Source organism: Shewanella sp. N2AIL (assembly GCF_022690845.1).
In the GTDB taxonomy this organism is placed as follows: domain Bacteria; phylum Pseudomonadota; class Gammaproteobacteria; order Enterobacterales; family Shewanellaceae; genus Shewanella; species Shewanella baltica.
Genome location: NZ_JALBYT010000032.1, coordinates 12,428 through 28,088 on the forward strand (window position 1 = coordinate 12,428; position 15,661 = coordinate 28,088).

Annotated in this window: 12 protein-coding genes; 8 read left to right on the forward strand and 4 right to left on the reverse strand. The window is 48.5% G+C overall.

The window, feature by feature from the left end; all coding sequences use genetic code 11:
• Nucleotides 1–43 precede the first annotated feature (43 nt).
• The 5 genes from MO387_RS16695 to MO387_RS16715 all read left to right on the forward strand — a co-directional run bounded on the left by MO387_RS16695 (nt 44) and on the right by MO387_RS16715 (nt 6,729).
• A complete protein-coding gene (locus tag MO387_RS16695; protein ID WP_107946571.1) occupies nt 44–1,363 on the forward strand; it encodes an alkaline phosphatase in 1,320 nt (439 codons plus the stop codon).
• A gap of 171 nt (nt 1,364–1,534) precedes the next feature.
• The gene (locus tag MO387_RS16700; RefSeq protein ID WP_006083002.1) at nt 1,535–2,578 is read left to right on the forward strand and encodes a methyltransferase; all 1,044 of its coding nucleotides are present in this window, start codon (nt 1,535–1,537) and stop codon (nt 2,576–2,578) included.
• Between the two features lie 482 nt (nt 2,579–3,060).
• Nucleotides 3,061–4,749 carry a FapA family protein gene (locus tag MO387_RS16705; RefSeq protein WP_107946570.1) on the forward strand — a complete coding sequence of 563 codons (1,689 nt, stop codon included), beginning with the start codon at nt 3,061–3,063 and terminating at the stop codon, nt 4,747–4,749.
• Nucleotides 4,750–4,975: 226 nt separating this feature from the next.
• Complete coding sequence (locus MO387_RS16710; RefSeq protein WP_107946569.1) at nt 4,976–5,353, forward strand: DUF4144 domain-containing protein; 378 nt, start codon at nt 4,976–4,978, stop codon at nt 5,351–5,353.
• Between the two features lie 233 nt (nt 5,354–5,586).
• On the forward strand, nt 5,587–6,729 hold the full coding sequence (locus MO387_RS16715; protein ID WP_199908781.1) for a site-2 protease family protein: 1,143 nt from the start codon (nt 5,587–5,589) through the stop codon (nt 6,727–6,729).
• 141 nt (nt 6,730–6,870) lie between these two features.
• Here MO387_RS16715 and MO387_RS16720 read toward each other — a convergent pair whose 3' ends face one another.
• The 4 genes from MO387_RS16720 to MO387_RS16735 form a co-directional block, all read right to left on the reverse strand.
• Complete coding sequence (locus MO387_RS16720) at nt 6,871–8,322, reverse strand: efflux transporter outer membrane subunit (RefSeq protein ID WP_107946568.1); 1,452 nt, start codon at nt 8,320–8,322, stop codon at nt 6,871–6,873.
• Nucleotides 8,323–8,329: 7 nt separating this feature from the next.
• Nucleotides 8,330–10,333, reverse strand: a complete 2,004-nt coding sequence (locus tag MO387_RS16725) for a MacB family efflux pump subunit (protein WP_107946567.1) — start codon at nt 10,331–10,333, stop codon at nt 8,330–8,332.
• A gap of 2 nt (nt 10,334–10,335) precedes the next feature.
• Complete coding sequence (locus MO387_RS16730; protein WP_107946566.1) at nt 10,336–11,568, reverse strand: efflux RND transporter periplasmic adaptor subunit; 1,233 nt, start codon at nt 11,566–11,568, stop codon at nt 10,336–10,338.
• A 469-nt stretch (nt 11,569–12,037) separates the two neighbouring features.
• Nucleotides 12,038–12,817, reverse strand: coding sequence for a TOBE domain-containing protein (locus tag MO387_RS16735; RefSeq protein ID WP_107946565.1), 780 nt, complete (start codon nt 12,815–12,817; stop codon nt 12,038–12,040).
• A gap of 205 nt (nt 12,818–13,022) precedes the next feature.
• Between MO387_RS16735 and modA the strand changes: the two genes are divergently transcribed.
• From modA to modC, 3 genes are read left to right on the forward strand one after another with little or no spacing between them, the layout of a single operon-like run.
• Complete coding sequence (modA, locus tag MO387_RS16740; protein WP_107946564.1) at nt 13,023–13,814, forward strand: molybdate ABC transporter substrate-binding protein; 792 nt, start codon at nt 13,023–13,025, stop codon at nt 13,812–13,814.
• Between the two features lie 16 nt (nt 13,815–13,830).
• The gene (gene modB, locus MO387_RS16745; protein WP_107950121.1) at nt 13,831–14,568 is read left to right on the forward strand and encodes a molybdate ABC transporter permease subunit; all 738 of its coding nucleotides are present in this window, start codon (nt 13,831–13,833) and stop codon (nt 14,566–14,568) included.
• Nucleotides 14,562–15,647, forward strand: coding sequence for a molybdenum ABC transporter ATP-binding protein ModC (gene modC / locus MO387_RS16750; RefSeq protein ID WP_107946563.1), 1,086 nt, complete (start codon nt 14,562–14,564; stop codon nt 15,645–15,647). The genes modB and modC overlap by 7 nt, the downstream gene beginning before the upstream one ends.
• Nucleotides 15,648–15,661: the final 14 nt, after the last annotated feature.

Below are 15,661 nucleotides of genomic sequence, written 5' to 3' on the forward strand. Positions count from 1 at the left end.
CGCGAGCACATCGCGAGCGCCGAACCACTTCTAGGGATGTGATATGAGTTTCACCAAAGCGCCACTCTTGTTACTCGGCATCAGTTTGCTGTTATCTACGCCAGTTTGGGCAGATGAAACGGGTCCAACGAAAGCGCCATCGCGACCGAAAAATATCGTCATCATGATAGGTGATGGTATGGGGCCGTCTTACACTAGCGCCTATCGCTATTACAAAGATAATCCTGACACTGAAGAAGTCGAACAAACCGTATTCGACCGTTTACTGGTAGGCATGGCGAGTACCTATCCCGCGAGCGTCAGTGGTTATGTGACTGACTCAGCCGCCGCGGCAACCGCACTCGCCACTGGGGTAAAATCCTATAATGGGGCGATTTCGGTCGATACCCAAAAGCAACCACTGCCGACCATACTCGAAAAAGCCAAATCCCTTGGCCTTAGCACAGGGGTCGCGGTAACGTCGCAAATCAACCACGCCACGCCAGCCGCCTTTTTGGCCCACAACGAGAGCCGTAAAAACTACGACGCTCTGGCACTCAGCTATTTAGAAACCAACGCCGATGTATTTTTAGGCGGTGGTCAAAAGTATTTTCCTCCTGCGCTGTTAGAGCAGTTCAAAGCCAAGGGCTATCAACACATCAGCCGTTTTGAGGATCTCGCCAGCATCACCCAACCAAAAGTGTTGGGCCTGTTTGCCGAAGTACAATTGCCTTGGGCGATTGATGAGAAAGATGCAAGAAAACTCAGCACCTTAACTCAAAAAGCACTCAGCTTACTGTCGCAAAATGACCAAGGTTTTGTGTTGTTAGTCGAAGGGAGTCTCATCGACTGGGCGGGCCACAATAACGACATCGCCACAGCCATGGGTGAGATGGATGAATTCTCCAATGCCATTGAAGTGGTTGAGCAATTTGTGCGTGAACATCCCGATACCCTGATGGTGATCACCGCCGACCACAATACCGGTGGTCTATCGATTGGCGTCGATGGCAATTACAGCTGGAACCCTGAAATCCTGCGTAATATCTCGGCCAGCACAGACACTTTGGCCTTAGCCGCAATCACTGGTGAGCAATGGCAAGCCGATCTCGCCCGCGGTTTAGGCTTTGAACTTAGCGAAGAAGAAGTCGCCAAATTGAACGTCGCCAGAATGCAGGGATTAGAAACCATGGCGGTGGCGATTCGCCATCTTATTGATAAACGTACTGATACAGGTTGGACAACCGACGGTCACACAGGCACAGACGTACAAGTTTTTGCCGCAGGTCCGGCGTCTGAGCTGTTTAACGGCCATCAAGATAATACCGATATCGCCAATAAGATTTTTAGCTTATTACCTAAACCGAAGAAACCTAAAAGCTAAGCGTTAATCGATTCCGTTCATTAAAGGCAACCGCATAATGCAGTTGCCTTTTTTATTGGGTCTTTTTATTAGGGATTTTATTAGGTCTTTGAGTAGGGATTCGATGCAAACTGGCTCAGGCGTGAATAACGGGTATAATGCCCACACTTAAGTTTATAGGTGCCAGTAACCGTGTTAACCAATCCATCGCAAGTCATTATTCGTAATCAAGACAGCCTAAGCCAACATAAAGTGTTAGTGCTCAATCATGAAGCCGATCTACTGCCAAAAGCCCTGCTCGATGTCGCGGCATCGGTCGATGCACTCGCCTTGGATTACCACCATTACTTGCACTTAGCGCCGCACGCCAACACAAAGCTGCGTTGCTATTTCGGCCATGACCTGCCGCACCAAGATCCGCTTGAACGAGAAAAGTACGATACGGTTATTGTTTATTTCCCCAAAGCCAAACCCTTAGCACCTTATTTGTTTAACCTCGCCGCCAATCATCTTGTGCCTAACGGCCAACTGTTAGTCGTGGGAGAAAACAAAGGCGGGATTAAGTCTTTAGTGAAGCTGTTGCCTGAGTATTTTGCGACAGGGATGAAGCTCGATAACGCTCGCCACTGCTTGTTATTTGGCAGCAGCTTAGAAGGCAGCGCGCCGGCGATGAAACTCAGCGACTGGGTCAGTCAGTATCAACTCTCGACGCCACAGGGCGAGATCAGTATCTGTAACTTAGTCGGGGTGTTTAGCGAAAAACGCTTAGATCTGGGCACTGAATTGTTACTGTCGCACCTACCGACACTCTCGGGCCGAGTGCTCGATTTTGGATGTGGCGCCGGCGTGATTGCCGCTGCCCTGCTCAAGGCGCAGCCGAGCTTATCTTTAGAGTGTGTCGATATTAATGCGATGGCCTTGGCTTCCTGCGAACTCACCTTAGCCGCCAATGGCATGACGGCCAAAGTCTATCCTTCAGATGGGCTCGCGCAAACCACTGGGAAATTTAACGGCATTATCTCTAATCCGCCGTTCCACGATGGCCTTGCAAGCACCACCAGCATAGCGCAGAACTTTGTCACTGATAGTGCCAAGCAATTACAACATAACGGCATTTGGCAAATTGTCGCCAACCGCCACTTACCCTATTCAGATATCATTGCCGCCGAATTTGGCCAATTAAAAGTGGTTGCCGATAACAACAAGTACAAGCTGTATTACTTCCAGCACAAGTAAAACCGCTATCGAGAACGCGCTTATGCTTCAGCTATAGGCGCGTTATTGACTACGCCTCATACTCACTCGTATCACTATCCCTGTTTTTTTCAGATAAAGCTTATCTTTCCTCGCGTTACAAAACTCAATATTGTGATCTGCCGCATGTCAGCGATTCCGGTAAACAAGCTTTCATTTACATCAAACTGCCGTTCCTAGCATAGGGATTTGATTTAAAACATCAAAATAATGGCTAAATCGAAAGTTAGCATTAAGTTGCGGCTTACACTGCTATTAGTAGGAATAAACCAGAGATAACACTGCTTATCCCATTCAATTTATTATAAAAAACTATTTAAAAACCACCCCATAGACCATTAACAACAAAATGCCAACATTTGCTGTTTTTGCAGCCAAAAAGGCTTCTTTACCCTAAGTTTCTACTGTTATACTCAAATCAGCTTCTTAAACAATAATAAAACGCAATTACTAGGAATGCCCCTATGCTGGACCCTGAACTCATTGAGCTAAACAGCGATAAGACCAAAGCTGAATTGCGCCTGATCCCTAATGTCCATGGCCCAGTTACCCATGAAGATATAATGCGCCTGTTGTCTTTACCTGAATTCGCCTCCCTGTTTCCACTAGAGCCTGCCATTACTAAAACCGTCGCAAAAATCAACTCTCTGTGCAGTCAAGACGACGGGAAATTTGAGCTCTACGCCACTTTGGCTGAACGCCGCGATGGCACCATAGCAATCGAAATTAGCCCAGATAAAATGCAAGCCAGCCTCAAACTGACCGCAGCATGGGGCGGTAAACAGATAGATTTGCCAGAGATCCTTACCCATCTCAAAAAGAACAACGTCTGCATGGGGTTAAGCAAACTCAAAATTCAAGCGCTACTGAAACAACTCGGTACGCTCAAGGCGGGCGAAGTCTGCCAAAGTGACATCGCCCAAGGTAAAGCGCCAGTCAATGGACTCAATGCGGTATTAGAACGCAAAGTGTTCCTCGCACGCGAACGCTTACTCCAGCCACAAGAGCGGGAAGATGGCAGTGTCGATATGCGCAATCTCGGCTCGCTTATCGTCGTCAAAGCCAATGATCTCTTGATGGTTAAGCACCCCGCCACCGAAGGCACGCCGGGTTACAACATCAAGGGCGAAGTGCTTAAACAAAAACCGGGTAAAGATGCCGTGCTTCAAGCAGGTACAGGTACAGATTTTCATCCCAAAGATCCCAATAAACTCATCGCCACTGTGCCAGGCCAACCCGTCGAAACCCGTACAGGCATGAATGTCGATGATATTTTGCAGCTTAAAGATGTCGATATCAGCACAGGCCATATCAGCTTTAAGGGCAGTATTTTAATCACCGGCGATGTCCACGAGGGCATGCTAGTTAAAAGTTCGGGTGATATAACCGTAATGGGCTTTGTGGACTCCGCGACCCTAGAGGCGGAAGGTGATGTCACAGTCAGTAAAGGCATCATAGGCAGACAAATCAAAGCTAATGAATACTCTACCAATATCCATTCTCAAGGCCAGATCAGCGCCCAGTTTGTGCAATATTCCAACTTAGTGGCCAAGGGCAATATCTTAGTCACTAAACAGTTGCTGCACAGCCATACCAAAACAGCTGGCAGTTTAACGGTCAGCGATCCGAGTGGTCGTCGTGGCGATCTGGTGGGCGGTGTCGCACGTGCAGAGAAAGGCATCACGGCGGTTGTCATAGGGGCAACAGCGGGAACCAAAACCGACGTTTATTGCGCGATGGAACATGGGGAACTTAAGCAAGATCTCAAGCTACTCGATGAAAGCGTTAAAGCTATGGTTGTCGCCAGTTTAGATATTGAGGCTCGCCTCAATAAATTACCCCCAAAGTCAGAATGGCAAGGCGACGCTGTGATGATCGAGCAAATCAAGATGATGCTCGACCAGAAGAATCGTATTTTGGATGAGCGCACCCGTGAAGAACTCGAGTTCGATACCTTAAAACAAGAAGTCGAAGGCTATTACGAGAAATACCGCATCGAAGTGCTTAAACACGTATTCCTCAATGTTGAGTTACATATAGGTCCAGCGAATCATCGCACTGCCCGTGAACACGGCACTTGCTGCATTGCTAATGTTAATCAAGAAATTAACTTTGACTATAACGCCAAGGCCAAAGCTGCACCGACGACTTAATACTCGCGAGGAGTAATGACACATTCACTACTCCTTGCTCATTCTGCCAGACTCTGCGAACGCGTTCAGGCCTCTATCAATCTTCCCTCAGCGTGGCATACTGCTATTAGATAAACTCACGCAGCATGCCAAGTATCTTCTTGTATAATTCTAATCCTTGCCTACTGCCAATGATTGTTCTCAGAGACTGTCTCAGAGCCCATTTTAAACTTCCTAAGGATCTGAAATGACTAGCGTTAAGATGTCGAGTATTGAATGGCCTGCCATTGTAAAATTGACTCAAAATGATGAATTACTTTACCTAGAACACCAAAGGGATTGGCTCGAATTGGCCTGCCTCTATCAGCATCATTTTATCGATACTGACCAATTACTGGACTCCAAAGGCAGGCGCTATCTTATCAGTGCCTGTCCGCAAAAAATCCATGAAGATCCCGTCGGTGAACTACCGCGATTAGTACGCCAAAAACAAGATTTATCGCTCAATGAATTTATCAAGTGGGTTCAAAATCATGCCCAAGCACTGGGACAATGTTGCGTCGCTAAGTTGGCTTTCACAACGATTTCCCAAGGGATTGAAATTGTACGCACCCTCGATGAATAAACGGCAAGCAGCTGAAATACCATCATAAATGGCTAGCAATAACTCAGTTACTCAATAAAAAACACTATGACCTTAAAAGCTAATATCCTCATAGTGAATTCACAGGCATAATTTGCCGCTGTGTAGTAGCGCCGAGTCAACCGACAAAGCGCGGCTAACATGCACTCCAAAATGACCGTTTTCAGCGTCGACTCAAGGGATGACGTTTAAGTTGGCACTAAATATACAAACAGATGGAACCGAAATTGGAACTACTTAAGATTGACTGCTTAGGCAAACAACTGCGCTTAGAAGGCTCACTCGCGGGCTGGCAACAACTCTTCTGGGACAATACCTTAGTCTCACAAAAAGAAGCTTCCGTCGACAATGGCGGCCTCAAGGTTCATGTCTTTGAGCTCACCCACCACAGCAGCCCATTGGCGACCGAAAGTAGCGAGCAAGCCATCGCCATGACAGAAAATAAAATCCAAGTTCGCCTCGAAACCGATCTCGTTTGGCAGCCTTTCCGCCTTGATTACTGCTTGCTGCTGGATGACAAAATCATCGACCAAGGCCGACGCACCGAAAAAGATATTGAACGCCAAACTCCAGAAACGCCCATTGTGAAGCAGCAAAAACTGAGCATGGTAGGACTTGCCTCCCTTGGTTTTAAACTGTTAAAGAGCGCCAAAGTCATAAAAGTAGTGTTAGCGGGCGCCAGCGTTGCCGCTTATTCTTGGCTATTCTCCTTCCAATTTGCCCTTGCGCTTATCGCCTGCTTGGTATTCCACGAATACGGCCATATCCGCGCGATGAAATATTTTGGGATGAAAACCAAAGGAATTTATCTTATTCCCTTTATGGGCGGACTTGCCCTCTCCGATGAGAAAATTAATACGCGTTGGCAAGATGTGGTGATTTCTATCATGGGGCCAACCTTTGGACTCCTGATGTCCATCGCATCCTTGATTGCTTACCACGCTACGGGCAATGTGTTTTTTGCAGGCCTTGCCGCCTTTAATGCGCTACTTAACCTATTTAATTTATTGCCTATTTTGCCACTCGATGGCGGCCATATTTTAAAGAGCATTAGTTTTTCAATGAACAGCATCATGGGCTTGGTCGCCTGCGCCGCCGGTGCCGCTTTCGGAGTGTATATCAGCTACACCTTAGGCTTAGCGCTATTGGGCTTCTTATTGTTAATTGGCAGCCTAGAAATTATTTTCGAGTGGCGTACTCGCCATCAAAGCCATCTGCTGCCATTAGACAGATACGGGCAAATCTTCTCGGTTATTTGGTATTTGCTCACGGTTGGCGCCTTAGTCGGCATCATCTGGCACTTAGCTGGAACGGGCGATGATATGCTCAGCCTGCCGTTGCAAATACTCCGCAGCTAATGTGACTTAACGGCTAAGCACAGCGCAAAGGCAATAGCACTCAGAGACTTGCGCTTGCCTGAGTTATATAAAAACGAAAAACCGCTATTAATAGCGGTTTTTTATTTTTCTGTCGCGCTGTGATGCTTTTACAACCGTGCGTTATTCCTTTGCCAAAGGCGGGGCGATATCGCTGCCACCAAGGGCTTGATAAAGCGTCGCTTGGGCGGTGAGTTGGTTATAGCGATTCTCGAGTAAAGCCGCCTCGGCGCTGCGACGTTTCTCTTGGGCATCAATCCAATTCTGAATACCGATAGCGCCATTGCGGTACTGGCTCTCATAAATGGCTTCAACGGCCGCCGCGGCAATGAATTGCTGCGCCAATTTCTCCCCTTGATAGCGATATTGCTGCTTAGCCGAAATCGCGTTATCGACATCTTCAAAGGCGGAATAAAGCGTCTTGCGATAATTCACCACTGCGGTTTGATAATCGATATCGGCAATATCGTTATTGATTTGCATTTGATTCCACTGCAAAAAGGGCAAGACTAGCCCTGCGCCTAAGCTGCCAACGGGATTACGTAACAACTCTTTTAACTCTGAGGTCGACTCTCCAACACCGCCGGTTAAACTCAGGCTGGGGAAATAACTCGCATAGGTGGCATCTTTACTCGCCAAGGCGGAGCGCAGTTGATACAAGGAAGCCTTCACATCTGGGCGTCTGACTAACAAATCTGCGGGTACACCCACGCTAACGTCCGGCACTGCCACATCGGGGAGTTGCTTAATCTCAACCCAAGTCTCCCCTGAGGCTAAACTCTGCGCCGGATCAGCCGCTGGTGCCTGATTGAGTAATATCGCGAGGGCATTTTTAGCCACAGTTAATTGCTGGATAAGCTGACTATGCGCCGCCTCTTGTCCCGCCATACTGCGCTGCGCTTCGAGCACATTCACTTGCGTCACGGCGCCAGAATCATACTGCCTTTGGGTTAATGCCAGCGTTTGCTGACTGTACTCGATACTCTTTTGGCTTAAATCAATCCGTTGATTTAAATAACCTATCTGCCAATACAAGGATGCGGTGGTCGCCACTAGGCTTTGGGTGGTACTTTCTCTATCTTCGGCACTCGCCAGCGCAGCCCATTGGGCTTGGTCGATATTGGCCGACACTTTGCCCCACAAATCCACCTCATAACTCACGGACAATTTCGCTTGATAGCTCTTAGTCGCATCGCCGCCCTCAAGTGGCTGATTACGGGAAGCACCAAGATTGGCCGATAATTGCGGATACAGATCGTCCCTCGTTAGCCCTGCCTGCAAGCGCGCTTTACGCAGCGTTAAGGTCGCCAGCGTTAAGTCATTGTTAGTGCTCAATACTTGGCTAACCAGCTTATCGAGCTGCGGCTGATGAAACTGCTGCCACCAAGGGTCGACTTTTACTTGCTCGTTCACTGTGGTGTGTTGCCACTGTTCTGGAATTGCCAATGCAGGCGGTTCAAAGTCTGAGCGCATCAAACTGCCGCAGCCACTTAGCAAAGCGATTCCCAAAGCAATGCCCACAGCAATAGTACTGCTACGAAGCGAAAATGGCTGATTAAAAACTTTAGTATTCATGGTGTTATTACTCTCTGGCTAATGCGTCAACGGGATCTAACTGCGCCGCATTGCGGGCGGGTAAGAAACCAAATAGCACACCAATTAAGGTCGAACAGGCAAAGGCGGCAACGATGGAGGTGGTGGAATAAATCATTTGGAAACTGCCCCCCGTTTGAGCAAACACCACGCCAATTAAGTAGGACAAGGCTATGCCTAAGGTGCCACCGCACAAACACACTAAAATGGCTTCGATAAGGAACTGGCGTAAAATATCACTCTGACGCGCGCCCACTGCCATACGCACCCCGATTTCACGGGTCCGCTCAGTCACAGACACTAACATAATGTTCATCACCCCAATTCCGCCAACGACAAGGGAAATCACCGCGATCGCCGAGATCAATAAGGTCATGGTTGCTGTGGTTTTTTCGATGTTCTGCCTAATGGTATCGGTATTGATGGTGAAGAAATCTTGCGTGCCGTGGCGCATTTTAAGTAGCGCGATAATGCCCTGCTCCGCCGCGTTACTCGGCACAGTTTCATCGAGTCGCACTGTGATGCCATCCAAATAGTTTTTACCTATCATACGGCCAGAAACTGTGGTGTAAGGCACCCACACATTAAGCGCATCGCTGTTACCAAAAGCACTTTCTTTGGGTTGAGTCACACCTATGATACGTACGGGTAAATCTCCAAGGAAAATCACTTGCCCTATCGCCGAGTTATTGTCGGCAGCGCTGTTAGGAAAAAGCTCCTTACGGGTGTTGTCATCAATCACCGCATCTTGGGCGAGCGATGCGACACTGGCATCATCCCAAAATTGGCCCTGCGCTAACTCGTACCCTCTTACACGGAAAAACTCAGGTCCCACACCATTCACCGAGGCCGATACCGCTTTATTACCAAAACGTACCGTCGCGCTAGAGCCAATACTTGGGGTCACGCTATCGACATAGGGCAGATTTTTAAGGGCATTAGCATCGGTCGCCGTTAAGGTACGCACCCGCGCCGAGCGTCGATCGCCAAAACCAGAACCGGGGCGAATATCAATTGTATTGGTTCCCATCGAACTGATACTTTTGAGAATGGCCTGCTGTGAGCCTTCACCTAAGGCCACCACAGAAACCACAGAGGCAATACCGATAATAATCCCAAGCATAGTCAAGAAGGTACGTAACCTGTGGGTCGACATCGCCACCAGCGCCATTTTAAGCGCCTCGACATATCTGTCCCAAGAACCCACCCGCGCACGCGACCTGTCTTTCGCTAGCACTGCGCCGTTAGGCTTTTGTGACGCCGTATTTTGTAACGTTGAGCTTTGCGGCTTAGCCGTTTGTTTATCCTGACTGCGCTCATCGCTGATGATCACGCCGTCTTTGATTTCGATAATGCGGTCGGCATATTGGGCCACATGCATATCATGGGTCACGATAATGATGGTGTGACCGTCACTGTGCAGCTCCTGCAACAGCTGCATCATTTCTTCACCACTGTGACTATCCAGCGCACCTGTTGGCTCATCGGCGAGGATCACATCGCCGCCATTCATCAAGGCTCGCGCCACACTGACACGCTGCTGTTGACCACCACTGAGCTGATTAGGTTTATGGTCGAGCCTGTCGCCAAGGCCTAAACGCGTTAACAAATGCTCGGCTCTGTCTTTACGCATCGTGCGCTCTTTACCCGCATACACAGCAGGCACTTCGACGTTGCCTATGGCGGTTAAATCGCCCAGTAAATGATAACGCTGAAAGATAAAGCCAAAGTGCTCGCGGCGCAGCTGGGCTAACTCATCCACGTCCATCGTTGAGGTATCTTGGCCATTGATAAAATACGCGCCCTTTGACGGTTTATCTAAACAACCAAGAATGTTCATTAGGGTCGATTTACCCGAGCCAGAAGCGCCTACTATCGCCACCATCTCGCCACGGCCAATCGACAGGTTCACATCTTTCAGCACAGTAAGTTGCTGCTCACCCGCCTGAAAAGTGCGATAACAACCTGAAATTTCAAGTAATGCCGTTGTCACTGTTAGAACCTCACGCTAGGTGGACGACGGAATTTGCTGCTGCCATCATCGGCGGACGGCATGCCAAGCACGACCTGATCGCCCTCCTTCAAGCCCGCGATGATTTCAGCATTGATTTTGTTGTTAATCCCAACCGTGACATCCACATATTGCACTTGGTTATCGACTAACACAGGTACTTGATACTGCGGGCCACTGGGGGCTTTACGCTCGCCAGACTTAGCCTCTGTCGCAGCGGATTTCTCCCTCGGCTTTATACGTAATATCTGCGCAGGCACTAATAGCGCATCATCGGCCTTAGCTAACACTATGGACACCTGCGCCGTCATGCCGATACGCAAGGTGCGGTCAGGGTTTTCTACATCAAACAGACCATGGTAATAAATGGCATCTGAGTCGCTAGAGCTCATATTGCTATCGTCGCCATCCATCGAAATCGGCCCAGGCTCAATCGCCCTCAAAACGCCACGGTAGGGATGATTCGGCTTTCCAAGAACCGTGAAATACACGGCTTGACCCGGATGAACATTAACAACATCGGCTTCGGAAATCTGTGCTTTAACTGTCATGGTATCGAGCTGCGCCATTTCCACGATTGTCGGCGTCGTTTGATTAGCGTTAACGGTTTGCCCCACTTCCACCGCGGAATACACCACAGTGCCATCCATCGGCGCGGTAATTTTGGTATAACCTAAATCGATTCGGGCACTGTCGACGTTAATCTCAGCCTGTTGTTTTTGCGCTTCTAATTGCTCAAGCTCGGCTTGATAAACCGTTAGATTAGCATCGGCCACTTCATAATCGGCACGGGAACTGGCCTTATCGGCAAGCATTTGCTGCTGGCGGCTAAATTCCAACTTTGCTTGACGGATCTGCGCCTGTTTGGCACGGAACTGAGCATTGATACTTTTGAGTGATGCGAGGGCATTCTTCAAATTATTCTGCTGCGCTAGACTGTCAATTTGAGCAATCAAATCGCCTTTCTTTACTTCATCACCCAGTGCCAGCGGCAAACTTAAAATTTGCCCCGATACCTGCGCGCCCACACTCACCAGTTTAGAGGCCTGCAGCATGCCATTGGCCAACACTGAGTTTTCGATATCGCCACGGCGCACCGCTTCAGTCACATAGGTAGGTGCCGTTTCAGGCTTATGCCACATAAAATAAGCACCGCCAATCAGGAGGATTAAGCCGCTTAACGCGAGCAGCAATTTACGCTTTGAGGATTTTTTCATCGGTATTGTCGTGTCCATCAATGCTAAAGACAGCAAGCATGCATCTTGCTAAGGAACTGAAATTGTTCCAACAGTATATAGAGTTAGCCAAAGACAGTAGACGAAGGAAGTGTCGTTAACAGGTAAAGATTTGCAAATATCTGTGTAAAAATTTGCAAGGCAAGCACGGCTGAGCATTAGGTAGCAATGCCGATTTAGTGCGATACCAAATCGTTAGGCGGTAAATTGTAGGGGTTCGACGTTCTATGATTGTGCCACTTATGGTAGTTCTGCCATGCAAACGAATCTAGATATACAAACTTCATTTAATTCTTTTTCAAGAAAGATCAAGGTCGTGGGGTGAAGCCTTATGACTTTGATGTCGATTTAAATACAAAAACGAACGATCCCATTCGACAACAATAACGCCAAGTACTGGCCATTCTCAGTGAATAACCCAATGATTAACCGAATTAATCACTCTATTCAGCTAATTCATGCTGGCGAGGATCACCTGCGTGGCATCAAAACAGGCGAAACATGATTCGCCGACAGCCAAATTCTGCATTTGGGTGAGTGGCATCACTGAATAGATAACATCTTTGCCATCAATATCTATGGCTAATTCGGCCTTATCGCCAAGTTCAGTCACGCTCAGCAAACGACCGCTTAGGCAATTTTGCCCATCCACTTCACAGGCATGAGTCGTCGCCAGTACAGCGGGGGCTTTAAACAGTAACAACACAGATTTATCCAGGGCTAACTGCAAGCGTTCGCGGCTCGAATGGGTCACTGAAATCTGAATCTGTTGTCCGCCCGCTAAGGTCACGCTGATTTTGTCATTTAATCCAAATGAATCAATGCCATTGATACGCCCCGTTAACTGATTGCGGGCGCTGGTGTTGAGAGAGAAATGCGCCATCACATCCAATAAACTGTGCATATCGACAGACTCATCGAGCAAGGCAGCCAAAGCCATTGCTTGTACTTGGGAGGTGATGGAATACACCTTGAGCAACCGCTCGCCAAATTCGGTGAGTTTAGCGCCGCCACCGCCTTTGCCGCCCTTTTCGCTACACACTACGGGTTCGGGCATGGCGGTGTTCATCTCATTAATCGCGTCCCACGCCGCTTTATAACTGATCCCCGCAAGCTTGGCGCCTTGGCTTATCGAGCCTGTGTTGGCGACCTGCTCGAGCAGGCTTATCCGCCTAGGATTGGCGAAGGGCTTATCCCCGAGGGAAAGCGTAAGTAATGCATGTAAATCCATCGTTTATCCCGCACCCAAGTCTGACTTGAGCCCTATTGTCCTTCATCATCCTGAGGATACCAATAAGATTGCCGAGATATTTCAGCGGATAAATGCCATTAATCCGCAAGAAACCGCACACAGATCACTAATTGATTGCTTAGGGCTTGAATAATCGATATATAGATTGGTATATAACGATTACTTTTTATCACGGAGGAATACAATGAAATCCATTCACCTTAAGCAATTGCTGCGTTTTACCACGGCTTCATTACTCACAATGGCACTGACATCTAGCCCAAGTTTTGCGGCAGACGATGAGCAAGTAACTGTTTTTGCTGCGGCATCACTCACCAATGCCCTTAACGAAATCGGCCAGCAATATGAAAAAGAACACAATACTAAGGTGATATTCTCCTTCGCCTCTTCTTCAACACTGGCAAAACAAGTGGCCAATGGTGCGCCCGCCGATCTGTTTGTCTCGGCCAATCAAAAGTGGATGGATTATCTGGTCGATGCCAAAGCGGTCGATGTTAACAGCCGTAAAACCTTGCTAAAAAACACCTTAGTCTTGATTGCCGAAAAAAATAGCCCCATCACAGAGGTGGTGCTCAATGGCGATTGGGATATCAAAACCGCATTAAAAGGCAGCCGTATGGCCGTTGGCGATCCTGATCATGTGCCCGCAGGACAATATGCCAAGCAAGCCCTCGAAAATCTCAAGCTGTGGCAAGCTGCTGAGCCATTACTCGCCCGCGCTAACAATGTCCGCGCCGCACTCGCCTTAGTTGAACAAGGTGAAGCACCGCTTGGCATAGTGTATTCAACCGATGCGAAAGTCGCCCAGAAGATCAAAATCGTGGCCACCTTCCCAGAGACGAGCTACAGCCCAATTGAATATCCTATCGCCTTAGTCAAACAAGAATCGACCGCAAGCGCCAAAGCGTTCAATGAGTATCTGCAGGGCCCAAGCGCAAAAAATGTGTTTGAGAAATATGGCTTTGGAGTGAATTAGGGTGCTGAGTGGTTCTTTGTTAAGCGGCTCATTTTTAAGCGGTTCTCTACTAAGCGACCCTTTTTTAAGCGACTATGAAATCGCCGCACTGCTGCTCAGTTTAAAGGTGTCATCCGTTGCCGTTATCGCCAGTTTACCCTTGGGCATTTTATGCGCTTGGGTGCTGGCCAGAGTCGAGTTTCCTGGCAAGGCTATATTCGACAGTGTGCTCCATCTACCACTGGTGTTACCGCCCGTGGTAGTGGGTTACCTCCTGCTGATCAGCATGGGCCGCCAAGGCTTTATCGGCCAGTGGTTATATAATTGGTTTGGCATCAGTTTTAGCTTTAGTTGGCGCGGTGCGGCCCTCGCGGCGGCGATAGTGTCATTCCCTTTGATGGTCAGAGCCATACGCCAATCCTTTGAAACTGTAGATATTCGACTCGAGCAGGCCGCACGCACGTTAGGTAGCAGTCGATGGCGGGTATTTCTCACCATCACACTGCCGCTCACCTCTCCAGGGATAGTGTCGGGCATGATTATCGCCTTTGCCCGCAGCCTAGGGGAATTTGGTTCGACTATTACCTTCGTTTCTAATATTCCCGGTGAAACTCGTACAATTCCGCTCGCCATGTACTCTTTTATTGAAACCCCAGGGGCCGAATATCAGGCCATGCGCTTGTGCATTATCTCGATAATGATCGCACTCGCATCTTTACTCGCCTCCCAATGGCTGAGTAAAAAAGCCCTGCAGAGGACGGCAAGCGTATGTTAACAATCAATATTGAAAAACGACTCGGACAACTGCAACTGAAAGTCGATACCCAATTGCCATTACAAGGCGTGACCGCCGTTTTTGGCCGCTCGGGTGCCGGTAAAACTTCGCTAGTAAACCTACTCGGCGGGCTTTCTACCCCAGATAGCGGTGAAATCCGCCTCGGCGACAAACTGCTTTATCAACAAGGTAAAGTGAACCTTCCCCCAGAGAAGCGCCATATTGGCTATGTATTTCAAGAGGCACGGCTGTTTCCTCACTATAGCGTGAAGGGCAATCTCAACTATGGTGTGCGTAAAGCCAACCCAGTGTTATTCGATAAAATTGTGCAGTTACTGGGAATTGAAAAACTGCTCAGTCGGTATCCCAGCACGCTATCGGGCGGCGAAAAACAACGGGTTGCCATTGGCCGTGCCCTGCTAACATCGCCCGACATGTTGTTGATGGATGAACCGCTGGCGTCACTCGACTTACCCCGTAAACGCGAGTTACTGCCCTACCTGCAAACCTTATCGCAGGAACTAAAACTGCCGATAGTGTATGTGAGCCACAGCCTAGATGAGATCTTACAACTGGCGGATTATATGCTGGTGCTGCATCAGGGAAAATTGATCGCCCAAGGGGCCTTAAGTGAAGTGTGGAATAGCGAGCAAATGCGCCCTTGGGTGCCATTGCAGGAACTCAGCTCACTCCTCAGTGCTAAGGTTGCCGACAGACATCCAGACTACCCCATGACGCGACTCGTGATGGATGATGGTAACCATCTATGGGTAAGCGGTTATCTGGCTGAAACGACTAAGAAACTCAAAGTACGTATTCAGGCAAACCATGTCTCGGTTTGCACTGAGGTCCCCAAAGGATCGAGTATCCGTAACCTATTGAAGGGAGAAATTAAAGAGTTATACCCCAGCGATAGTGGTGAACAAATCCAATTAAAAATCGCCCTAGGCCGCGATGAACTTTGGGCCAACATCACCCCTTGGGCCTGCGATGAACTGCAACTCACCCATGGCAAAGCGATTTATGCACAAATCAAAGGCGTGACCATGACACAAATGGATATCGCCGAATCCCACTAAATCGACCTACTGCC

Excerpts from the sequence above, each read along its gene's own strand:
- MO387_RS16695 (WP_107946571.1), top strand. The coding sequence starts at position 44 with ATGAGTTTCACCAAAGCGCCACTCTTGTTACTCGGCATCAGTTTGCTG.
- MO387_RS16705 (WP_107946570.1), top strand. The coding sequence starts at position 3,061 with ATGCTGGACCCTGAACTCATTGAGCTAAACAGCGATAAGACCAAAGCT.
- MO387_RS16710 (WP_107946569.1), top strand. The coding sequence starts at position 4,976 with ATGACTAGCGTTAAGATGTCGAGTATTGAATGGCCTGCCATTGTAAAA.
- MO387_RS16715 (WP_199908781.1), top strand. The coding sequence starts at position 5,587 with ATGGAACCGAAATTGGAACTACTTAAGATTGACTGCTTAGGCAAACAA.
- MO387_RS16720 (WP_107946568.1), bottom strand. The coding sequence starts at position 8,322 with ATGAATACTAAAGTTTTTAATCAGCCATTTTCGCTTCGTAGCAGTACT.
- MO387_RS16730 (WP_107946566.1), bottom strand. The coding sequence starts at position 11,568 with ATGAAAAAATCCTCAAAGCGTAAATTGCTGCTCGCGTTAAGCGGCTTA.
- MO387_RS16735 (WP_107946565.1), bottom strand. The coding sequence starts at position 12,817 with ATGGATTTACATGCATTACTTACGCTTTCCCTCGGGGATAAGCCCTTC.
- modA (WP_107946564.1), top strand. The coding sequence starts at position 13,023 with ATGAAATCCATTCACCTTAAGCAATTGCTGCGTTTTACCACGGCTTCA.
- modC (WP_107946563.1), top strand. The coding sequence starts at position 14,562 with ATGTTAACAATCAATATTGAAAAACGACTCGGACAACTGCAACTGAAA.